The 20,638-nt window shown below is 52.0% G+C and carries 22 protein-coding genes and 1 pseudogene; 17 read left to right on the plus strand and 6 right to left on the minus strand.

What is annotated here, in order from left to right:
• The first annotated feature begins 9 nt into the window (after positions 1–9).
• The 14 genes from OGX95_RS07735 to hisP all read left to right on the plus strand — a co-directional run bounded on the left by OGX95_RS07735 (position 10) and on the right by hisP (position 13,074).
• Positions 10–1,023 (plus strand): aspartate-semialdehyde dehydrogenase, encoded by a 1,014-nt coding sequence (locus OGX95_RS07735; RefSeq protein WP_286629029.1) that lies wholly within the window; start codon positions 10–12, stop codon positions 1,021–1,023.
• Positions 1,023–1,835: a tRNA pseudouridine(38-40) synthase TruA gene (truA, locus tag OGX95_RS07740; RefSeq protein WP_271454958.1), complete on the plus strand. Its 813-nt coding sequence runs from the start codon at positions 1,023–1,025 to the stop codon at positions 1,833–1,835. Before OGX95_RS07735 ends, truA begins: the two co-directional genes overlap by 1 nt.
• A 24-nt stretch (positions 1,836–1,859) precedes the next feature.
• Positions 1,860–2,519 (plus strand): DedA family protein, encoded by a 660-nt coding sequence (locus tag OGX95_RS07745; RefSeq protein WP_286629030.1) that lies wholly within the window; start codon positions 1,860–1,862, stop codon positions 2,517–2,519.
• A 149-nt stretch (positions 2,520–2,668) separates the two neighbouring features.
• Entirely contained in the window at positions 2,669–3,583 is a 915-nt protein-coding gene (gene accD / locus OGX95_RS07750; RefSeq protein WP_286629031.1) for an acetyl-CoA carboxylase, carboxyltransferase subunit beta, read from the plus strand.
• Positions 3,584–3,775: 192 nt separating this feature from the next.
• Positions 3,776–5,044, plus strand: a complete 1,269-nt coding sequence (folC, locus tag OGX95_RS07755) for a bifunctional tetrahydrofolate synthase/dihydrofolate synthase (RefSeq protein WP_286629032.1) — start codon at positions 3,776–3,778, stop codon at positions 5,042–5,044.
• Positions 5,034–5,702 carry a cell division protein DedD gene (dedD, locus tag OGX95_RS07760; RefSeq protein WP_286629033.1) on the plus strand — a complete coding sequence of 223 codons (669 nt, stop codon included), beginning with the start codon at positions 5,034–5,036 and terminating at the stop codon, positions 5,700–5,702. Before folC ends, dedD begins: the two co-directional genes overlap by 11 nt.
• A 202-nt stretch (positions 5,703–5,904) precedes the next feature.
• Complete coding sequence (gene cvpA / locus OGX95_RS07765) at positions 5,905–6,393, plus strand: colicin V production protein (RefSeq protein WP_096756345.1); 489 nt, start codon at positions 5,905–5,907, stop codon at positions 6,391–6,393.
• 33 nt (positions 6,394–6,426) lie between these two features.
• On the plus strand, positions 6,427–7,944 hold the full coding sequence (gene purF / locus OGX95_RS07770) for an amidophosphoribosyltransferase (protein WP_137384176.1): 1,518 nt from the start codon (positions 6,427–6,429) through the stop codon (positions 7,942–7,944).
• A 72-nt stretch (positions 7,945–8,016) separates the two neighbouring features.
• Complete coding sequence (locus OGX95_RS07775; protein ID WP_502872775.1) at positions 8,017–8,610, plus strand: UbiX family flavin prenyltransferase; 594 nt, start codon at positions 8,017–8,019, stop codon at positions 8,608–8,610.
• Positions 8,611–8,897: 287 nt separating this feature from the next.
• Positions 8,898–9,680, plus strand: coding sequence for a lysine/arginine/ornithine ABC transporter substrate-binding protein ArgT (argT, locus tag OGX95_RS07780; protein ID WP_286629035.1), 783 nt, complete (start codon positions 8,898–8,900; stop codon positions 9,678–9,680).
• Positions 9,681–9,927: 247 nt separating this feature from the next.
• Positions 9,928–10,710 carry a histidine ABC transporter substrate-binding protein HisJ gene (gene hisJ, locus OGX95_RS07785; protein ID WP_003028120.1) on the plus strand — a complete coding sequence of 261 codons (783 nt, stop codon included), beginning with the start codon at positions 9,928–9,930 and terminating at the stop codon, positions 10,708–10,710.
• A gap of 186 nt (positions 10,711–10,896) precedes the next feature.
• Positions 10,897–11,583: a histidine ABC transporter permease HisQ gene (locus OGX95_RS07790; RefSeq protein ID WP_286629036.1), complete on the plus strand. Its 687-nt coding sequence runs from the start codon at positions 10,897–10,899 to the stop codon at positions 11,581–11,583.
• Positions 11,580–12,287, plus strand: a complete 708-nt coding sequence (gene hisM / locus OGX95_RS07795) for a histidine ABC transporter permease HisM (RefSeq protein ID WP_271440245.1) — start codon at positions 11,580–11,582, stop codon at positions 12,285–12,287. The genes OGX95_RS07790 and hisM overlap by 4 nt, the downstream gene beginning before the upstream one ends.
• A 13-nt stretch (positions 12,288–12,300) precedes the next feature.
• A complete protein-coding gene (gene hisP, locus OGX95_RS07800) occupies positions 12,301–13,074 on the plus strand; it encodes a histidine ABC transporter ATP-binding protein HisP (protein WP_005129511.1) in 774 nt (257 codons plus the stop codon).
• A 33-nt stretch (positions 13,075–13,107) separates the two neighbouring features.
• On the opposite strand, the gene OGX95_RS07805 is transcribed toward hisP, so the two are convergent.
• The 4 genes from OGX95_RS07805 to yfcG form a co-directional block, all read right to left on the minus strand.
• On the minus strand, positions 13,108–13,623 hold the full coding sequence (locus OGX95_RS07805) for a GNAT family N-acetyltransferase (RefSeq protein ID WP_286629037.1): 516 nt from the start codon (positions 13,621–13,623) through the stop codon (positions 13,108–13,110).
• Positions 13,624–13,694: 71 nt separating this feature from the next.
• Positions 13,695–14,588: a TIGR01777 family oxidoreductase gene (locus tag OGX95_RS07810; RefSeq protein ID WP_286629038.1), complete on the minus strand. Its 894-nt coding sequence runs from the start codon at positions 14,586–14,588 to the stop codon at positions 13,695–13,697.
• A gap of 19 nt (positions 14,589–14,607) precedes the next feature.
• Positions 14,608–14,970 carry a dihydroneopterin triphosphate 2'-epimerase gene (gene folX / locus OGX95_RS07815; protein ID WP_005129505.1) on the minus strand — a complete coding sequence of 121 codons (363 nt, stop codon included), beginning with the start codon at positions 14,968–14,970 and terminating at the stop codon, positions 14,608–14,610.
• A 54-nt stretch (positions 14,971–15,024) separates the two neighbouring features.
• Positions 15,025–15,660 carry a GSH-dependent disulfide bond oxidoreductase gene (gene yfcG / locus OGX95_RS07820; RefSeq protein WP_286629313.1) on the minus strand — a complete coding sequence of 212 codons (636 nt, stop codon included), beginning with the start codon at positions 15,658–15,660 and terminating at the stop codon, positions 15,025–15,027.
• A 134-nt stretch (positions 15,661–15,794) separates the two neighbouring features.
• Between yfcG and yfcF the strand changes: the two genes are divergently transcribed.
• The 3 genes from yfcF to yfcD are packed head-to-tail and all read left to right on the plus strand — an operon-like array spanning position 15,795 to position 17,657.
• Positions 15,795–16,439 carry a glutathione transferase gene (gene yfcF / locus OGX95_RS07825; RefSeq protein ID WP_286629039.1) on the plus strand — a complete coding sequence of 215 codons (645 nt, stop codon included), beginning with the start codon at positions 15,795–15,797 and terminating at the stop codon, positions 16,437–16,439.
• Between the two features lie 55 nt (positions 16,440–16,494).
• Positions 16,495–17,046, plus strand: coding sequence for a phosphodiesterase (gene yfcE, locus OGX95_RS07830; RefSeq protein ID WP_271440250.1), 552 nt, complete (start codon positions 16,495–16,497; stop codon positions 17,044–17,046).
• Positions 17,047–17,102: 56 nt separating this feature from the next.
• Positions 17,103–17,657: an NUDIX hydrolase YfcD gene (gene yfcD, locus OGX95_RS07835; RefSeq protein WP_137384165.1), complete on the plus strand. Its 555-nt coding sequence runs from the start codon at positions 17,103–17,105 to the stop codon at positions 17,655–17,657.
• Positions 17,658–17,742: 85 nt separating this feature from the next.
• Here the strand turns inward: yfcD and OGX95_RS23000 are convergent.
• Positions 17,743–17,967, minus strand: a pseudogene (locus tag OGX95_RS23000) (putative basic amino acid antiporter YfcC); the annotation flags it as partial.
• Positions 17,968–18,440: 473 nt separating this feature from the next.
• Positions 18,441–20,582, minus strand: coding sequence for a phosphate acetyltransferase (gene pta / locus OGX95_RS07845; protein WP_137384163.1), 2,142 nt, complete (start codon positions 20,580–20,582; stop codon positions 18,441–18,443).
• Positions 20,583–20,638: the final 56 nt, after the last annotated feature.

Here is a 20,638-nt window from a genome sequence, read left to right on the forward strand (position 1 = left end):
TAAATCACCATGTCTGAAGGCTGGAATATTGCCATTCTGGGCGCAACGGGCGCCGTAGGCGAAGCCCTGCTCGATACGCTGGCTGAACGCCAGTTCCCGGTCGGTGAAATCTATGCGCTGGCACGTAATGAAAGTGCTGGTGAACACCTGCGTTTTAACGGTAAATCGGTCATTGTTCAGGATGTCGCTGACTTTGACTGGACCCAGGCACAGCTGGCATTTTTTGTCGCGGGAGTTGAAGCCACCGCTGCATGGGTGGAGGAAGCAACCAATGCCGGTTGTCTGGTGATTGACAGCAGCGGTTTGTTTGCGCTTGAGCCAGACGTTCCGCTGGTCATCCCGGACGTTAACCCATTTGTACTGGCGGATTACCGCAATCGCAACGTTATTGCGGTGCCAAACAGCCTGACCAGTCAACTGCTTTCTGCGCTGAAACCGCTGATCGATGACGGTGGTCTTTCACGGATTACGGTAACCAACATTATCTCGGCTTCCGCCCACGGTAAAAAAGCGGTAGACGCGTTGGCCGGACAGAGTGCGAAATTGCTCAACGGGATCCCGATTGACGAGGATGACTTCTTTGGCCGCCAACTGGCGTTCAATATGCTGCCGCTGTTGCCCGATCGCGAAGGCAGTGTGCGCGAAGAACGTCGTATCGTCGATGAAGTCCGTAAAATTATGCAAGATGATGGTCTGTTGATTTCAGCCAGCATCGTGCAGTCACCGGTGTTCTACGGTCATGCGCAGATGGTGAATTTTGAAGCGCTGCGCCCGCTGGCTGCAGAAGAGGCGCGTGATGCCTTTTCTCGTGGTGAAGATATTGTTCTGTCAGAAGAGACCGATTTCCCGACTCAGGTTGGTGATGCGTCTGGTACACCGCACCTGTCAATTGGTTGCGTACATAACGACTACGGTATGCCGGAACAGGTTCAGTTCTGGTCCGTGGCGGATAACGTGCGCTTTGGCGGCGCATTGATGGCAGTAAAAATTGCGGAAAAACTGGTGCAGGAGTACCTGTACTAATGTCTGACCTGCAACAGCCGTCAACGCATAAAATTGCGCTGGGCATTGAGTATGACGGCAGCAAGTATTATGGCTGGCAGCGCCAGAACGAAGTGCGCAGCGTTCAGGAGAAACTGGAAAAAGCGCTCTCTCAGGTTGCTAATGAACGCATTACCGTATTTTGTGCGGGCCGCACGGATGCGGGTGTTCATGGTACGGGACAGGTGGTGCATTTTGAAACCACCGCGCAACGTAAAGATGCGGCGTGGACGCTGGGGGTAAATGCGAATTTACCTGGTGACATTGCCGTGCGCTGGGTGAAAGCGGTACCGGATGATTTTCATGCCCGATTTAGCGCGACGGCTCGCCGTTATCGCTACATCATCTACAATCATCGGTTGCGTCCTGCCGTTTTGGGAAAAGGCGTGACGCATTACTACGAGCCGCTGGATGCTGAGCGTATGCATCGTGCGGCTCAGTGCCTGATTGGCGAGAATGATTTTACCTCGTTTCGGGCAGTGCAGTGTCAGTCGCGCACACCGTGGCGTAACGTGATGCATATAAACGTTACGCGTTTCGGCACTTATGTGGTGGTGGATATTAAAGCGAATGCCTTTGTACATCATATGGTCAGGAATATTGTCGGCAGCCTGATGGAAGTAGGCGCCCACAACCAGCCGGAGAGCTGGATAGCAGAACTGTTAGCGGCGAAGGACAGAACGCTGGCAGCGGCAACGGCGAAAGCGGAAGGATTGTATCTGGTTGCGGTAGATTACCCGGATCGGTTCGACCTGCCAAAACCGCCGATGGGCCCGCTATTTCTGGCGGACTAATTTGAGTCGTATAAAGGCAAAACTATGGACCTGATTTACTTTCTTATCGATTTTATTCTGCACATTGATGTGCACCTGGCTGAACTGGTCGCGGAATACGGTGTTTGGGTATACGCTATTCTGTTTTTGATTCTGTTCTGCGAAACGGGACTGGTGGTTACGCCGTTCCTGCCAGGAGATTCACTGCTGTTTGTCGCCGGTGCACTTTCTGCACTGCCAACCAACGATCTTAATGTCCATCTGATGGTGGCGTTAATGATAGTGGCGGCTATTGTGGGCGATGCGGTGAACTACACCATCGGGCGGTTGTTTGGCGAGAAGCTGTTCAGCAACCCAAATTCCAAAATTTTCCGCCGCAGCTATCTGGATAAAACCCATGCGTTCTATGAACGTCATGGTGGTAAAACCATTATTTTGGCGCGTTTTGTTCCTATTGTGCGTACATTTGCACCGTTTGTTGCCGGTATGGGGCACATGTCCTACCGTCATTTTGCGATGTATAACGTGGTGGGCGCGCTGTTGTGGGTATTACTGTTCACCTATGCAGGCTACTTGTTTGGCGATCTGCCGGTGGTGCAGGAAAATCTGAAATTATTGATTGTGGCGATTATCGTCCTTTCTGTATTGCCTGGTATTATCGAAATCATTCGTCACAAACGTGCGGCATCCAGGGCGCAAAAATAGAAAGTAACTCAGCGGTTCGACCACTTTTTTATCCAAAGTTTCGGGCTGTTATGTTTTAATGTGCAACATTCATGGTCTGTTAGGGGCAAAAATGGCATTATGCGCCCCTTATAACAAAGCTGACTAGGGTTCAGGCAGAAAGGTCACCAATGAGCTGGATTGAACGAATTAAAAGCAACATTACTCCCACCCGCAAGGCAAGCATTCCTGAAGGGGTGTGGACCAAGTGCGATAGCTGCGGTCAGGTTTTATACCGTGCTGAGCTGGAACGTAATCTTGAGGTCTGTCCGAAATGTGACCATCACATGCGCATGTCGGCGCGTAATCGCCTGCATAGCCTGTTAGATGAAGGTTCTCTTGTGGAACTGGGTAGCGAGCTTGAGCCGAAAGATGTGCTGAAGTTTCGTGATTCCAAAAAATACAAAGACAGACTGGCTTCTGCGCAAAAAGAAACCGGTGAGAAAGACGCGCTGGTGGTAATGAAGGGTACGCTTCACGGCATGCCGGTCGTTGCAGCTGCATTCGAGTTCGCTTTTATGGGCGGCTCCATGGGCTCTGTCGTCGGCGCGCGTTTCGTCCGTGCGGTTGAACAGGCGCTGGAAGACAACTGCCCGCTGATCTGTTTCTCCGCTTCTGGCGGAGCGCGTATGCAGGAAGCGCTGATGTCACTGATGCAGATGGCAAAAACTTCTGCAGCGCTGGCGAAAATGCAGGAACGCGGTTTACCGTACATTTCCGTACTGACTGATCCTACCATGGGCGGTGTTTCAGCAAGCTTCGCGATGCTGGGCGATCTCAACATTGCTGAGCCGAAAGCACTGATCGGCTTTGCCGGCCCGCGCGTTATCGAGCAAACCGTACGTGAAAAACTGCCGCCGGGATTCCAGCGTAGTGAATTCCTGATTGAAAAAGGCGCTATCGATATGATCGTACGCCGCCCGGAAATGCGTCTGAAACTGGCAAGTGTTCTGGCGAAGCTGATGAATCTGCCCGCGCCGAATCCGGATGAACCACGTGAGGGTGAGGTGGTATCTCCGGCACCTGATCAGGAATCAGAGGTCTGATAGTTTACTCTATGGATTTCGGGTTGCAGGCAGGTGGCAAGAGAATTCATCCCGATGAGCTTACGCTGGTAATTGATTCGGGTGAGCAAGTAGCGCCAACACTCCTGCAACTTGAAAGATGACGAGTACAAAAGGGCAGGCCGTTTGGCGCTGCCTTTTTGCTTTTCTCAACGTAACGAATCTACAGGCATCATGGACAATAAACGTATTCCCCAAGCCACGTCGCCCCTGGCCTCGTGGCTTTCTTATCTGGAAAACCTGCACAGTAAAACCATCGATTTAGGTCTTGAACGCGTGAATCTGGTGGCACAGAAACTGGGCGTATTAAAACCGGCGCCGTTTGTTTTTACCGTCGCGGGAACCAACGGCAAAGGCACGACTTGCCGAACGCTGGAGTCCGTACTCACCGCGGCCGGATATAAGGTCGGTGTGTACAGTTCTCCCCACCTGGTGCGCTACACGGAACGTGTTCGCGTGCAGGGGGGCGAGTTGCCGGAGTCTGCGCATACCGCCTCATTTGCTGAGATTGAAGCTGCGCGCGGTGATATTTCCCTGACCTACTTTGAATACGGCACGCTGTCAGCATTGTGGCTGTTTAAACAGGCGCAGCTTGATGTGGTGATTCTGGAAGTGGGGTTAGGCGGCCGTCTTGACGCAACCAATATCGTCGATGCTGATGTCGCGGTAGTCACCAGCATTGCGCTTGACCATACTGACTGGCTGGGGCCCGATCGCGAGAGCATTGGCCGCGAGAAGGCGGGGATCTTCCGTGCAGAGAAACCGGCTATCGTCGGTGAACCGGAAATGCCCTATACCATCGCGGATGTGGCGCAAGAGACAGGGGCGATACTGCAGCGCCGTGGTGTGGACTGGCGCTATTCTGTTACAGAGAACGACTGGTCATTCACGGATAGCCACGGTACGCTGACACAACTGCCGTTACCGCAGGTCCCGCAACCTAACGCCGCGACCGCACTGGCAGCACTGAGAGCCAGCGGACTTAACGTCAGCGAGCAGGCGATTCGTGAAGGTATCGAGCAGGCTATTTTACCGGGGCGTTTTCAGATTGTGAGCGAGTCACCGCGGGTGATTTTTGATGTTGCTCATAATCCGCATGCGGCGGAATATTTGACAGAACGTCTGAAAAAGTTAGTGAAAAGCGGGCGCGTACTTGCGGTTATCGGTATGCTACATGATAAAGACATTGCCGGTACGTTAGCCTGGTTGAAAAGCGTGGTTGACGATTGGTATTGTGCGCCTCTGGAAGGCCCGCGTGGCGCAACGGCAGAACAACTGCTGGAGCACCTGGGTAATGGCGAAGCCTATGGCAGCGTGGCTCAGGCATGGCTTGCGGCCCTGGCCGCGGCAAAACCAGAAGATACCGTGTTGGTGTGTGGATCGTTTCACACTGTCGCACATGTCATGGAAGTAATAGACGTGGGGAGAAGCGGTGGCGAGTAAGTTTCAGAATCGATTAGTTGGCACTATTGTGCTGGTCGCGCTTGGGGTGATTGTGCTTCCCGGGTTGCTCGACGGGCAGAAAAAACATTATCAGGATGAGTTTGCGGCGATCCCCCTGGTACCAAAACCCGGAGATCGCGATGAACCGGACATGATGCCTGCGGCGACGCAGGCACTGCCGACGCAACCGCCGGAAGGTGCCGCAGAAGAGGTACGTGCCGGTGATGCGGCAGCGCCGTCATTGGATCCGTCGCGTCTGACGGCAGCAAACAACGCAGAGTTAGATCCTATCCCTGCACCTGTAGAGCCACCAAAACCTAAACCGAAGCCGCAACCTGTTGTTGCTGCTCCGGCGCCGACGCCCGTTCCTGCCCCTGCACCGAAACCGGTCGTCGAAGACGCCCCGGCACCAACCGGGAAAGCCTACGTTGTGCAGCTTGGTGCGTTGAAAAATGCGGATAAGGTCAATGAGATCGTCGGTAAGTTACGTGGGGCGGGTTTCCGGGTATATACTTCCCCGTCAACGCCAGTACAGGGTAAAATAACCCGAATTCTTGTCGGGCCTGATGCGTCCAGAGATAAGCTGAAAAACTCGCTGGGAGAACTGCAGAAAATCTCCGGCCTGAGTGGGGTTGTTATGGGGTATACCCCTAATTAAGGGGCTGTCTCACGTAGGCCGGATAAGGTATTAACACCGTTATCCGGCAGTGCCCGAAGAGGCATAAAACCGTATGGCGTTGAAGATTTTTTCAGCGCCATTTTTATTTACGCGTGGAAAGGAAATCCCTACGCAAACGTTTTCTTTTTCTGTTAGAATGCGCCCCGAACAGGACGACAGGGCGTAAAATCGTGGGACACTTATGGTCTGGATTGATTACGCCATTATCGCGGTGATTGGTTTTTCCTGTCTGGTTAGCCTGATCCGTGGCTTTGTACGTGAAGCATTATCGTTGGTGACTTGGGGTTGTGCTTTCTTTGTCGCCAGCCATTACTACACTTACCTGTCTGTCTGGTTTACGGGCTTTGAAGACGAACTGGTTCGGAATGGGATTGCTATCGCGATACTGTTTATCGCGACACTTATCGTCGGCGCTATCGTTAACTTTGTGATAGGTCAGCTGGTGGAGAAAACAGGCCTGTCGGGGACTGACAGGGTGTTGGGGATCTGCTTCGGTGCTCTGAGAGGGGCGTTGATCGTCGCCGCCATACTGTTCTTTCTCGATACATTTACCGGTGTGTCGAAAAGTGAAGACTGGAGTAAGTCGCAGCTGATCCCACAGTTCAGTTTCATCATCAGATGGTTCTTTGACTATCTGCAAAGCTCGTCAAGTTTCTTGCCCAAAGTATAAACTTTGGGTCGTTGCTGAACGAGGAAAAGACGTATGTGCGGTATTGTCGGTATCGCCGGTGTTATGCCGGTAAACCAGTCGATTTATGACGCGTTAACGGTGCTTCAGCACCGTGGCCAGGATGCCGCAGGCATCATCACCATTGATGCCAATAACTGCTTCCGTTTGCGTAAAGCAAACGGAATGGTGAGCGATATTTTTGAAGCGCGCCATATGCAGCGTTTGCAGGGCAATATGGGCATCGGTCATGTGCGTTACCCAACGGCTGGGAGCTCCAGCGCCTCCGAAGCTCAACCTTTTTATGTCAACTCACCGTATGGCATCACGCTTGCCCACAACGGCAACCTGACCAACGCGCATGAGCTGCGTAAAAAGCTGTTCGAAGAAAAGCGCCGTCACATCAATACCACTTCAGATTCTGAAATTCTGCTGAATATTTTCGCCAGCGAGCTGGATAATTTCCGCCACTACCCGCTGGAAGCCGATAATATTTTTGCTGCGATTGCCGCAACTAACCGCCAGATCCGCGGCGCCTATGCCTGCGTGGCGATGATTATCGGCCACGGTATGGTGGCCTTCCGCGATCCTAATGGTATCCGCCCGCTGGTGCTGGGCAAACGCGATATCGGTGATGGTCGTACCGAATATATGGTGGCTTCCGAGAGCGTGGCGCTGGATACGCTGGGCTTTGAATTCCTGCGCGATGTCGCGCCGGGTGAAGCGGTATATATTACCGAAAAAGGCCAGTTGTTTACCCGCCAGTGTGCCGATAATCCGGTCAGTAACCCATGCCTGTTTGAATATGTTTACTTCGCGCGTCCTGACTCCTTCATCGACAAGATTTCCGTCTACAGCGCCCGTGTGAATATGGGAACAAAGCTTGGCGAAAAAATTGCCCGTGAGTGGGAAGATCTGGATATCGACGTGGTGATCCCCATTCCGGAGACCTCTTGTGATATCGCGCTGGAAATTGCCCGTATCCTCGGTAAGCCGTATCGTCAGGGGTTTGTGAAAAACCGCTACGTGGGGCGTACCTTTATCATGCCGGGTCAGCAACTGCGCCGTAAATCCGTGCGCCGTAAACTGAACGCCAACCGCGCGGAATTCCGTGATAAGAACGTGCTGCTGGTAGACGACTCTATCGTGCGCGGGACCACCTCAGAACAGATTATCGAGATGGCGCGTGAGGCCGGAGCGAAGAAGGTTTATCTGGCCTCTGCCGCACCGGAGATTCGCTTCCCGAACGTTTATGGTATCGATATGCCAACGGCGACGGAGCTGATTGCTCATGGTCGTGAAGTAGACGAGATCCGTCAAATCATTGGCGCAGATGGGCTCATCTTCCAGGATCTGAATGATCTGATCGACGCTGTGCGTGCTGAGAACCCGGATATTCAGCAGTTTGAATGCTCCGTGTTTAATGGCGTCTATGTCACTAAAGATGTTGACCAGCAGTATCTCGATTTCCTGGACTCTTTGCGTAATGACGATGCCAAAGCGGTATTGCGTCAGAACGAAGCGGAAAATCTTGAGATGCACAACGAAGGTTAACGTTTGCTCGCAAGCAAGGGTGCAGGTTGCACCCTTGCTTGCAACTCACCGTAAATTCCTGCAAAGTCGGCCCTGAACAAGCAAGGGCGATTAAACATGAAACGACTCATCATTGGTATTTCTGGCGCAAGCGGTGCAATTTATGGTGTGCGGCTGTTACAGGTTTTACGCGACGTTGCTGACGTGGAAACCCATCTGGTGATGAGCCAGGCGGCGCGACAGACGCTGGCGCTGGAAACGGACCTTTCTGTGCGTGACGTACAGGCGCTTGCGAATGTGACACACGATACGCGTGATATTGCCGCCAGTATTTCATCTGGCTCTTTCCAGACGGCGGGAATGGTCATCCTGCCATGCTCAATTAAAACGCTTTCAGGTATTGTTCACAGCTACACAGACGGACTGCTTACCCGCGCGGCAGATGTGGTGCTGAAAGAACGCCGTCCGCTGGTGCTGTGTGTACGTGAGACTCCGTTGCATCTCGGGCACTTGCGTCTTATGACTCAGGCAGCAGAAATTGGCGCGGTGATTATGCCACCCGTTCCCGCCTTCTATCATCGGCCACAGACACTTGATGATGTGATTAATCAAACGGTTAATCGCGTACTTGATCAGTTTGATATTACCCTTCCGCAGGATCTGTTCACTCGCTGGCAGGGCGCATAAGTCGTTCCATCAACGTGCAAAGAAACATCCATTGCCCTGTTTCAGGGCAATTTTGTAACCGCGATCATATCCTCAACATTTAATTCGTTAAAACGCAACGAAACGCTGCGGTTCAACCGTCAGACCTGCTATCTTCAAAATCAGGACAATATTGCAACGTTTTATTAACATATTTAACGTCGAATATCCTCATCGATGCGAAAATGGCATAAGACCTGCATGAAAAAGTCTGCAAACACACAACACAACGTAAAACATAATAAAATTACGCCACTTGAGGGTTATGTATGAAGAAGACGGTTCTTGCTTTGTCTTTGCTGGTAGGAGTCTGTGCAACCGCAGCCAGCTACGCAGCACTTCCGCAGACAGTTCGTATCGGTACGGACACCACGTATGCACCTTTTTCCTCTAAAGATGCCAAAGGCGATTTTGTCGGCTTTGATATCGATCTGGGAAATGAGATGTGTAAACGTATGCAGATCAAATGTACCTGGGTCGCCAGCGATTTTGATGCGCTGATCCCGTCGCTGAAAGCGAAAAAAATTGATGCCATCATCTCTTCGCTTTCCATCACCGAGAAACGCCAGCAAGAAATTGCTTTCTCAAACAAACTTTACGCAGCAGATTCACGTCTGATCGCTGCGAAAGGCTCCCCAATTCAACCGACTCTGGATTCACTCAAGGGTAAACATGTTGGCGTACTGCAAGGTTCGACGCAGGAAGCCTATGCCAATGATAACTGGCGCAGCAAAGGCGTGGATGTTGTGGCTTATGCGAACCAGGATCTGATCTATTCTGACCTGACGGCGGGCCGTCTGGATGCGGCATTGCAGGACGAAGTCGCAGCCAGCGAAGGCTTCCTGAAACAACCTGCAGGTAAGGATTACGCGTTTGCCGGTCCTTCAGTAAAAGATAAAAAATACTTTGGCGACGGGACCGGGATTGGGTTACGCAAAGACGATGTCGAGCTGAAAGCGGCGTTTGATAAAGCGCTGGGCGAACTGCGTAAAGATGGCACCTACGACAAAATGGCGAGTAAGTATTTTAACTTTAATGTCTACGGCGATTGATACGCTGAAACGGGGAATTGACTGCACCATAGGGGTTAGCCGTTACGGTGCATAATGATTTCAGTGCACTATTTTGGTGCTTTTATCGTGGTCTTAATAGGTATGATTGCATACTTAAGCGCTTTTCATGCAAATAAATACCGCTAACAAGGTAGAATGCTTTGCCTTGTCGGCCTGATTAATGGCACGATAACTGCACCTGGTCCTGTAAAGATCCCCTATAAAAGACAGTCTGTTGAGGATAGTTATGAAAAAACTGGTGTTGTCTCTTTCTCTGGTTCTGGCTTTCTCCAGTGCTACCGCAGCATTTGCAGCCATCCCGCAAAAAATTCGTATCGGTACAGATCCTACTTATGCACCGTTCGAATCGAAAAATGCGCAGGGTGAATTGGTCGGTTTTGATATCGATCTGGCTAAAGAGCTCTGCAAACGCATCAATACACAATGTACCTTCGTGGAAAACCCGCTGGATGCGCTGATCCCTTCGTTAAAAGCGAAGAAGATCGATGCCATCATGTCGTCGCTTTCCATTACTGAAAAACGTCAGCAAGAGATTGCCTTTACCGACAAGCTTTATGCAGCAGACTCTCGTCTGGTGGTTGCTAAAGATTCCGCTATTCAGCCGACCATTGAGTCTCTGAAAGGTAAACGTGTCGGTGTGCTGCAGGGCACGACTCAGGAAACGTTCGGTAACGAACACTGGGCGCCAAAAGGCATTGAAATTGTCTCCTATCAGGGGCAAGACAATATCTATTCTGACCTGACTGCCGGGCGTATTGATGCCGCATTCCAGGATGAAGTCGCGGCCAGCGAAGGCTTCCTGAAGCAGCCAGTAGGTAAAGATTACAAATTTGGCGGCCCGTCAGTGAAAGACGAGAAACTGTTCGGCGTTGGTACCGGTATGGGGCTGCGTAAAGACGATAATGAACTGCGCGAAGCACTGAATAAAGCATTTGCAGAGATGCGTGCTGACGGTACTTACGAGAAGCTGGCGAAAAAGTATTTCGATTTTGATGTTTACGGCGGCTAATCACCGCAGGTGCTGATAAAGCCCGTAGATTTTTGACGCGTTGAATTTATGCCTGATGGCGCTGCGCTTATCAGGCCTACGGTGATTTTGTAGGCCGGATAAGGCAAAGCCGCCATCCGGCATTTAACGGTTAGTCTGAAATCAAAAGAGGCTTATTACTCCACCACACACGACAGGACAGGCAGCATGTTGTATGGCTTTTCAGGTGTTATTTTACAGGGCGCGATTGTTACGCTGGAGCTGGCTCTCAGCTCGGTAGTGCTGGCGGTCATGATAGGCCTTGTTGGCGCGGCAGCGAAGCTTTCGCAAAACCGGGCAATGGAGCTTATTTTCGAAGGGTACACCACGCTTATCCGCGGGGTTCCCGATCTCGTCTTAATGCTGCTCATTTTCTACGGATTACAAATCGCGCTGAATACGATTACCGACGCAGTGGGTATCAGTCAGATTGATATCGATCCGATGGTCGCAGGGATTATTACGCTTGGATTTATCTACGGAGCCTATTTTACTGAAACCTTCCGTGGCGCGTTTATGGCTGTACCAAAAGGTCATATTGAAGCGGCGACGGCATTCGGTTTTACCCGTTCGCAAATTTTTCGCCGCATTATGTTTCCGGCAATGATGCGCTTTGCCTTGCCGGGGATTGGCAACAACTGGCAGGTTATTCTGAAGGCCACGGCGCTGGTGTCACTGCTTGGACTTGAAGATGTGGTGAAAGCCACTCAGCTTGCCGGAAAAAGTACCTGGGAGCCGTTCTATTTTGCTGTGGTGTGTGGGGCCATCTATCTGGTGTTTACCACCGTGTCTAATGGTGTGCTGCTGTACCTTGAGCGCCGCTACTCCGTGGGTGTGAAGAGGGCTGACCTGTGATTGAAATTATTCAGGAGTACTGGAAATCCCTGTTGTGGACTGACGGCTATCGCTTTACCGGCGTGGCGATCACATTGTGGTTGCTGATCTCATCGGTGGTGATGGGCGGAATTCTGGCACTGTTTTTGGCGATTGGTCGCGTATCAAGCAATAAATTTATCCAGTTTCCTATCTGGTTGTTCACCTATATTTTTCGTGGAACGCCGCTGTATGTTCAGCTGTTGGTGTTTTATTCCGGTATGTATACGCTGGAGATTGTGAAAGGGACAGATTTCCTCAACGCGTTTTTCCGCAGCGGACTTAACTGTACCGTACTGGCATTGACGCTTAACACCTGTGCCTACACTACGGAGATTTTTGCCGGGGCCATCCGTTCCGTACCACATGGCGAGATTGAAGCCGCACGGGCTTACGGTTTCTCTTCCTTTAAACTGTATCGCTGCATTATCTTGCCTTCTGCACTGCGTATTGCGTTACCGGCATACAGCAACGAAGTCATTTTAATGCTGCATTCCACGGCGCTGGCGTTTACCGCGACGGTGCCGGATTTGTTGAAAATCGCCCGTGACATCAACTCGGCAACCTACCAGCCATTTACCGCATTCGGTATTGCCGCTGTACTGTATTTGATGATTTCGTATGTCCTGATTAGCCTGTTCCGTAAAGCGGAAAAACGCTGGTTGCAGCATGTATCCTCTAAATGATTCGAGTAACACGATGTCTGAAAATAAATTAAACGTTATCGATTTACATAAGCACTACGGCGAACATGAAGTGCTGAAAGGGGTATCGCTGCAGGCCAATGCGGGTGATGTTATTAGCATTATTGGTTCGTCAGGTTCTGGTAAAAGTACCTTCCTGCGCTGCATTAACTTTCTGGAAAAACCGAGCGCCGGAACGATTGTGGTTAGCGGTCAGAATATTGGCCTGGTGCGCGACAAAGACGGTCAGTTGAAGGTTGCAGATAAAAATCAGCTGCGTCTGTTACGTACGCGACTGACCATGGTCTTTCAGCACTTCAACTTGTGGAGCCATATGACGGTGCTGGAAAACGTCATGGAAGCACCGATTCAGGTGCTGGGGCTGAGCAAGCATGAAGCCCGCGAGCGTGCGGTAAAGTATCTGGCCAAAGTCGGTATTGATGAGCGCGCGCAGGGGAAATACCCGGTGCATCTGTCCGGCGGTCAGCAGCAGCGTGTCTCCATTGCGCGTGCGCTGGCGATGGAGCCCGAGGTTCTGCTGTTTGATGAGCCAACCTCGGCGCTTGATCCGGAGTTGGTCGGTGAAGTGTTGCGTATAATGCAACAACTGGCCGAAGAGGGGAAAACAATGGTGGTTGTGACGCATGAAATGGGGTTTGCCCGCCACGTTTCCTCACACGTTATTTTCCTGCATCAGGGAAAAATCGAAGAAGAGGGTAATCCGGAGCAGGTGTTCGGGAACCCACAAAGCCCGCGTTTACAGCAGTTCCTTAAAGGATCACTGAAGTAATTGAGTTGCCCGGAGGCACTACGCTTTCCGGGTCTACCGCTTTAACGCGCTGTACTCCAGACGATAAACCCAGTCGTCATGCGCTATGCCGTTCACTTCATAGGCTTTTTCGAGCACCTGAGTGCGTATAAATCCTGTTTTTTCCAGAATGCGTATCGACCCGGTATTCCCGGCTAATACATAGGCATTTATCGCCGTTACGCCAGCCTGTTGAAAGGCATAATCACACACTGCACGTACGGCTTCACTGGCTATACCTTTCCCTTGCGCCCGCGGCGTGATGGCATAGCCAATATCAGCTTCCTGAGGATAAAGATGGCTTATCTGTAAGCCAATATCGCCCAGTTGCGCCGTGTTGTTGTGCTCCCGGATAACAAATGTATGTCGAGCGGAAAGGCGTCTGGCGAAGAGCAGGCGAGTATCTTTGGTTGGGGCAATATCACCCATGAAACGCATGACGTCAGGATTTTCCCGTAGCCGCTGGAAAAAAGGCCAGTCAGCGAGTTGGTACGAAGAGAGGGTAAGTCGGGGTGTTGATATTATCGCCATAACGTCGCCATTGTGGTATTCGGTTTTTTAACCATACCACCACAATGGCAACAGTGAAGGGATATCAGACATTATCGGATGACATCGGCCAGCGCTTCTTCCAAATCGTACCAACGAAACGCAAAACCGGCCGCCTCCAGTCGCTTGGGCAACGCGCGCTGCCCCCCGAGGACCAGTACCGAGGATTCGCCCATCAGCAGCCGCATGGCGGCCGCCGGAACGCGCAGGATCGCCGGGCGGTTTAGGGCATGACCCAGCGCATGGGCAAACTGTTCATTGCGAACCGGGTACGGCGAAACCATGTTGAAGGGACCGCGCAAATCGTTATCCAGCAGCCAGATAATCCCGTTGACCATATCGTCAACATGGATCCAGGCCAGGTATTGACGTCCATTGCCGATAGGACCGCCAAGCCCCAGACGAAACGGTGGGACCATCTTTGCGAGGATCCCGCCCGTAGAGGCCAATACAACGCCAGTACGCAGCAAACATACGCGCGTTCTGTCGTTTTGCGCAGCACTGGCGATCTGTTCCCACTGGGCGCACAACTTATGGGTGAATTCATTATGCGGCGGTTCTTCTTCCGTCACCACGACTTCACCCAGATCGCCGTAATATCCCGTTGCGGAACCGGAGATGAGTACGGATGGTGGCGTACTGCTGGCGTGGATTAACGTAACCAGCTTCTGCGTGATCCCCCAGCGACTTTGGCACAAACGTTCTTTTTGCTCAGCGCTCCAGCGCTTGTCAGCGATAGGCTCTCCGGCAAGATTGATGACAGCATCAATGCCATCGAGGTTTTGCTGCTCTTCCAGCCCTTTCCATAGCGTGACCCGGGAGTCCAGAATCTGACGAGCCTTATCAGGAGTACGTGTCACTACGGTAATCTGATGCCCCAGTTCCAGCAGGCGGGGGATCAAATGACGTCCAATCAGGCCAGTACCGCCGGTAATCAGAATCTGCATGTCGCCTCCCGGGTTACGTTTAGCGCTGCCAGCTCAATGTCATGGAAACGGAGTCGGCGTAACGCAATGCGTGAAGTTTATCGATCTCCACTTCAGCATAAGTGACCCAGTGATGTTCGCGTGCGATATCGAGCACATCTTGCGTTAATTTTTCCAACAATGAGAAGCGGTTACTCTCAACGTGCGAAATGATACTCTTGGTGATGGTGCGATAATTCAGCGCGTCGTTGATATCTTCACTGGTCCGGGCTTTGTCTGCTGGATAGTGGATGGCAATATTGATGACGATATCCTGTCGGTTCAGAATCTCTTCTTCTTTAATGCCGATAAAAGTGCGCAGACGAAGGTTTTTTATACGAATAATTGCGTCAGGTTGTGACATTGCAGGTTTCCTCCATGTATGAACCTTTTCATGATACACGAGAACCGAATCGCGTTAACTTTTCTCGCTCAGCGCTTGCTGCATCGCCCGTTCTGTTGCGGGACGAGTACGGATACGTTCGTACCAGTTATTGACCGCCGGATAGTTGTCAAGGTCGATACGCTGGCGCTGGTGGAGATTAATCCACGGCCAGCAGGCAATGTCGGCAATGCTGTAATGATCGCCCCCCAGCCAGGGTGATATTTCCAGGCGTTTATTCATGACGTTGTACAGTCGCTGGGTTTCCACCTGATACCGTTCAATGGCGTAGGGGATAGTCTGCGGTGCGAAGTGGCTGAAGTGATGATGTTGTCCGAGCATTGGCCCAAGTCCGCTAACCTGCCAGAAGAGCCACTGCAGCGTGGTGTGGCGCTCGCGTAATTCGCCGCTGAGTAGCTTACCGCTCTTTTCCGCCAGGTAGAGTAAAATCTCGCCAGACTCAAACAGGCTAATTGGTTTTCCACCATCTTCCGGTGCGCTGTCGATAATGGCCGGGATTTTATTATTTGGTGAAATCAGCAAAAAGTCAGGGCGAAACTGGCTGCCTCTGCTGATATCTACATGAATCAGACGGTATTTTAACTGTGCCTCTTCGAGAAACAGTGTGATTTTGTGCCCGTTTGGCGATGGAGTGTAGTAGAGGTCGATCATTTTCAGCGTCCGTTTTGTCATGAACCGGGTCACTACAAGTATAGAAGCTGCTGACGTGCGTGAGTTTTCATCAAGTGACAGCGAGAGAAAGACTCTATATTTTGAAAGCAAGCCAATACACTTCAGAGGACATTATGAGCAAACCTGCAATTACGCTGTGGTCAGATGCCAACTTTTTCTCCCCTTATGTGCTGTCTGTTTATGTCGCTCTGCAAGAGAAAGGGCTGCCTTTTACGCTGAAAACTGTCGACCTCAATAGTGGTGAACACTTGCAACCTTCATGGCAAGGGTATGCGCTGACGCGTCGTGTACCGGTTCTGGACATTGACGGTTTTGAACTGAGTGAATCTTCGGCGATTGCCGAGTTCCTGGAAGAGCGTTTCGCTCCGCCGCAATGGGAGCGCATTTATCCGCACGATCTACAAAAAAGGGCTCGTGCCCGCCAGGTTCAGGCCTGGCTCCGTAGCGATCTGATGCCTATCCGGGAAGAGCGTTCGACGGATGTGGTTTTTGGTGGCGTGAAGAAAGGTCCGTTGACGGGAGCAGGAAGGGCCAGTGCGGAAAAGTTGTTTGCCACGGCGGGCAGTTTACTGGTGCACGGTAAGCAGAATTTGTTTGGTGAATGGTGTATCGCAGACAGCGATTTAGCGCTAATGCTTAATCGATTGGTTCTGAATGGCGATGATGTACCAGAACAGCTTGCGGAGTATGCCACCTTCCAGTGGCAGCGCGCTTCGGTACAACGTTTTATCGCGCTTTCAGCGAAGCGTTCCTGCTGAAAGTAGGGGCGTAATCCAGTATCATTGAAAGGTATTTTTCAACGAGGGGTGAGTGATGAAACTGATGTTCGCATCGGACATTCATGGTTCGTTGCCGGCTACGGAATGCGTACTTGAACGGTTTACCCAAAGCGGCGCGCAATGGCTGGTGATACTGGGCGATGTATTGAACCATGGGCCGCGTAATGCTCTGCCAGAGGGCTACGCGCCAGCACAGGTCGCCGAGCGTTTGAATGAGCAGGCGTCGCGAATAATTGCAGTGCGTGGTAATTGCGACAGCGAAGTGGATCAGATGCTCCTGCATTTTCCAATAACCGCGCCGTGGCAGCAAATTCTGACTGACAGCCAGCGACTCTTTCTGACGCACGGACATCTTTTTGGTCCGGATAACTTACCACCGCTCAACGCCGGCGATGTGCTGGTTTACGGGCATACGCATCTGCCGGTGGCAGAGCGACGTGGGGATATCTACCAGTTTAACCCAGGTTCGGTAAGTATCCCGAAAGGGGGATTTACGGCAAGCTACGGGATTCTGGATGATAATGTTCTCAGCGTGATGGCACTCAATGATCAAAGTATTATTGCGCAGGTCGAGATTAATCCGTAATTTACCCCACAAACGTAAACGCGCCGTAAGAGCGCTAGAAAAAAGAAGGTTTCCTGATGGTGGAACAGCGTCGTTTGGCAAGTACTGAATGGGTGGATATTGTGAATGAAGACAATGAAGTCATCGCACAATCCAGCCGGGAACAAATGCGGGCACAATGCTTGCGCCACCGTGCAACGTATATCGTTGTCCACGATGGTATGGGTAAAATTCTGGTTCAACGTCGCACTGAGACAAAGGACTTTATGCCCGGTATGCTGGATGCTACCGCGGGTGGTGTTGTTCAGGCTGATGAGCAGCTTCTGGACTCGGCGCGTCGTGAAGCGGAAGAAGAATTGGGCATTGCCGGTGTCCCGTTTGCCGAGCACGGTCAGTTTTATTTTGAAGACCAGAACTGTCGCGTCTGGGGCGGGCTGTTTAGCTGCGTTTCTCACGGACCGTTTGCGCTGCAGGAAGAAGAGATTAGTGAAGTGTGCTGGCTGACGCCGGAAGAAATTACCGCGCGCTGTGATGAATTTACACCGGACTCACTGAAAGCACTGGCGCTGTGGATGACACGCAATGCCAAGAATGAAAGTGCGAAGGCCGAAAAGCAGGAAGAAGCTGAGTAAACTTAGCGCCGCCGATCCTGGATGACGGATCGGGACTCGTTGTAGGCCGGATAAGCCGCTGATGTGCATTATCCGGCCTTGTTGTTTAATGGTAGCCCATCATTTGCGCACCAATGACCACTACGCTGGACATAATAAACAGCAGGCCCAGCAGCGTGGTGCCCACCTTCAACCAGTTACGGAAGTCCACCCGGCACACGCCTAATGTCGCCATCAGCGACGCAGAGGTTGGGTAGATAATATGACTGAAGCTGTCACCAAACTGAAAGGCCAACACGGTGACCTGGCGGTTTACCCCAACCAGATCACCCGGTTCCTGTGCGCATTACGATGCCGAATGCACCACCAATCACCCGCATCGTTGGTCAGAATACGAAAAGAGTGGGGATCGACCACTTTACGTGTTTTGGTTTGTCCATCAACCAGCTACTGTACTTCCTGGCTGTCGAACATTCCGACAGGAACGACCCAGGTTGCCAGGCTGGTTAAAATGGCGACGAAAAAATAATGACCAGTGTGTCGGGCATGGCCCATTTTTTCGCGGGTTGTGATTCTGTTACTGCAGACATAAAGGACTATCCCTGTTGCAAAGCAAAGAGGCTAAGTATGCAAACAGGAGAATAGTTATTCATTGATGCAGCGCAGTTAAGCAAATTTTCCAGAATTTGTTAATGAAAGGGACGGGCATAAAAAAACCGGAAATATCAGCTATTTCCGGTTTCAAGAATCACGCTATGTAGGTAGCAGGACGCGTTTAAGTCACCATCCGGCGTACACAGCAGATTACTGCTGCTGGGAAGACTGGATCGCAGTCAGAGCGATGGTGTAGACGATATCGTCTACCAGCGCGCCACGAGACAGGTCGTTCACCGGCTTGCGCATACCCTGCAGCATTGGCCCGATGGAGATCAGGTCAGCAGAACGCTGTACCGCTTTGTAGGTGGTGTTACCGGTGTTCAGATCCGGGAAGATGAACACGGTAGCGCGACCTGCAACCGGCGAGTTCGGCGCTTTGGATTTTGCTACATCAGCCATAACGGCGGCGTCGTACTGCAGCGGGCCGTCGATCATCAGGTCAGGGCGTTTTTCCTGAGCCAGACGGGTCGCTTCGCGAACTTTCTCTACGTCGCTACCTGCACCAGATGTGCCGGTGGAGTAGGAGAGCATTGCTACGCGCGGTTCGATACCGAAGGCAATCGCGGAGTCCGCAGACTGAATGGCGATTTCTGCCAGCTGCTCTGCGGTCGGATCCGGGTTGATCGCGCAGTCGCCGTAAACGTAAACCTGATCCGGCAGCAGCATGAAGAACACGGAAGACACCAGAGAGCTACCCGGCGCAGTTTTAATCAACTGCAGCGGTGGACGAATGGTGTTCGCAGTGGTGTGAACAGCACCGGAAACCAGGCCGTCAACATCGTCTTGTTCCAGCATCAGAGTACCGAGAACCACGTTGTCTTCCAGCTGTTCGCGGGCAACGGTTTCGGTCATGCCCTTGTTTTTACGCAGTTCGACCAGGCGAGCAACGTAGCTTTCGCGAACCACATCCGGGTCAACGATTTCTACGCCAGCGCCCAGTTCAACGCCCTGAGACGCGGCAACACGGGTGATTTCATCCGGGTTACCCAGCAGTACGCAGGTTGCGATCCCACGTTCAGCACAGATAGCCGCTGCTTTAACGGTACGCGGTTCGTCACCTTCTGGCAGAACAACACGTTTACCGGCTTTACGCGCCAGTTCGGTCAGCTGATAACGGAACGCTGGCGGAGACAGACGACGGCTGCGCTCAGAGGTCGCGGTCAGAGATTCAATCCAGTCAGCGTTGATGTAGTTTGCAACGTATTCCTGAACTTTCTCGATGCGCTCGTGATCGTCAACCGGCACTTCCAGGTTGAAGCTCTGCAGGCTCAGAGAGGTCTGCCAGGTGTTGGTGTTCACCATGAATACCGGCAGGCCCGTTTCGAATGCACGTTCGCACAGTTTGTTGATGCGCGCGTCCATTTCGTAGCCGCCAGTCAGCAGCAGGGCGCCGATTTCTACGCCGTTCATTGCCGCCAGGCATGCTGCAACCAGCACGTCAGGACGATCGGCCGACGTTACCAGCAGGGAACCTGCACGGAAGTGCTCGAGCATGTGCGGAATGCTGCGTGCGCAGAACGTTACAGACTTCACGCGACGGGTATTGATATCGCCTTCGTTGACGATGGTGGCGTTCAGGTGACGCGCCATATCGATTGCACGAGTTGCGATCAGATCGAAGCTCCACGGCACCGCGCCCAGTACTGGCAGCGGGCTGGATTCTTGCAGTTTAGCCGGATCAACTTTGATCACTTTCGCTTTGGAAGAGTCGTCGAAAATCTCGGACAGATCCGGGCGGGTACGGCCCTGCTCATCAACCGGTGCGTTCAGTTTGTTAACGATAACGCCGGTGATGTTGGTATTTTTCGCGCCGCCGAAGCTGCTGCGAGTCAGTTCAATACGCTCGTTCAGCTGTTCCGGAGTATCGGTGCCCTGAGACATCACGAAGACGATTTCCGCGTTCAGCGTTTTTGCAATTTCGTAGTTCAGAGACTGAGCGAACTGATGTTTGCGGGTTGGGACCAGGCCTTCAACCAGTACAACTTCAGCATCTTTGGTGTTCGCGTGGTAGTTCGCGATAATCTCTTCCATCAGCACATCTTTCTGATTGCTGGACAGCAGAGATTCAACATGGCTCATCTTCAGCGGCTCAGCGGCTGGCAGAGAGGAGTTAGCACGCACGATGCTGGTAGTCTGGTCTGGTGCATCGCCACCGGCACGAGGCTGAGCGATTGGCTTAAAGACGCTCAGACGAACGCCTTTGCGTTCCATAGCACGGATCACGCCAAGGCTGACACTGGTCAGGCCGACGCTGGTTCCGGTAGGGATCAGCATAATAATACGGGACACGGTTTATCCTCTTTCGTTACCGTCGGTTTCGACGGGTTACAAAACAGCACCGCCAG

Source organism: Citrobacter sp. Cu233, from assembly GCF_030332225.1.
Classification (GTDB): domain Bacteria; phylum Pseudomonadota; class Gammaproteobacteria; order Enterobacterales; family Enterobacteriaceae; genus Citrobacter.

Excerpts from the sequence above, each read along its gene's own strand:
- OGX95_RS07735 (WP_286629029.1), top strand. The coding sequence starts at position 10 with ATGTCTGAAGGCTGGAATATTGCCATTCTGGGCGCAACGGGCGCCGTA.
- truA (WP_271454958.1), top strand. The coding sequence starts at position 1,023 with ATGTCTGACCTGCAACAGCCGTCAACGCATAAAATTGCGCTGGGCATT.
- OGX95_RS07745 (WP_286629030.1), top strand. The coding sequence starts at position 1,860 with ATGGACCTGATTTACTTTCTTATCGATTTTATTCTGCACATTGATGTG.
- accD (WP_286629031.1), top strand. The coding sequence starts at position 2,669 with ATGAGCTGGATTGAACGAATTAAAAGCAACATTACTCCCACCCGCAAG.
- folC (WP_286629032.1), top strand. The coding sequence starts at position 3,776 with ATGGACAATAAACGTATTCCCCAAGCCACGTCGCCCCTGGCCTCGTGG.
- cvpA (WP_096756345.1), top strand. The coding sequence starts at position 5,905 with ATGGTCTGGATTGATTACGCCATTATCGCGGTGATTGGTTTTTCCTGT.
- purF (WP_137384176.1), top strand. The coding sequence starts at position 6,427 with ATGTGCGGTATTGTCGGTATCGCCGGTGTTATGCCGGTAAACCAGTCG.
- argT (WP_286629035.1), top strand. The coding sequence starts at position 8,898 with ATGAAGAAGACGGTTCTTGCTTTGTCTTTGCTGGTAGGAGTCTGTGCA.
- hisJ (WP_003028120.1), top strand. The coding sequence starts at position 9,928 with ATGAAAAAACTGGTGTTGTCTCTTTCTCTGGTTCTGGCTTTCTCCAGT.
- OGX95_RS07790 (WP_286629036.1), top strand. The coding sequence starts at position 10,897 with ATGTTGTATGGCTTTTCAGGTGTTATTTTACAGGGCGCGATTGTTACG.
- hisP (WP_005129511.1), top strand. The coding sequence starts at position 12,301 with ATGTCTGAAAATAAATTAAACGTTATCGATTTACATAAGCACTACGGC.
- OGX95_RS07805 (WP_286629037.1), bottom strand. The coding sequence starts at position 13,623 with ATGGCGATAATATCAACACCCCGACTTACCCTCTCTTCGTACCAACTC.
- OGX95_RS07810 (WP_286629038.1), bottom strand. The coding sequence starts at position 14,588 with ATGCAGATTCTGATTACCGGCGGTACTGGCCTGATTGGACGTCATTTG.
- folX (WP_005129505.1), bottom strand. The coding sequence starts at position 14,970 with ATGTCACAACCTGACGCAATTATTCGTATAAAAAACCTTCGTCTGCGC.
- yfcG (WP_286629313.1), bottom strand. The coding sequence starts at position 15,660 with ATGATCGACCTCTACTACACTCCATCGCCAAACGGGCACAAAATCACA.
- yfcF (WP_286629039.1), top strand. The coding sequence starts at position 15,795 with ATGAGCAAACCTGCAATTACGCTGTGGTCAGATGCCAACTTTTTCTCC.
- yfcE (WP_271440250.1), top strand. The coding sequence starts at position 16,495 with ATGAAACTGATGTTCGCATCGGACATTCATGGTTCGTTGCCGGCTACG.
- yfcD (WP_137384165.1), top strand. The coding sequence starts at position 17,103 with ATGGTGGAACAGCGTCGTTTGGCAAGTACTGAATGGGTGGATATTGTG.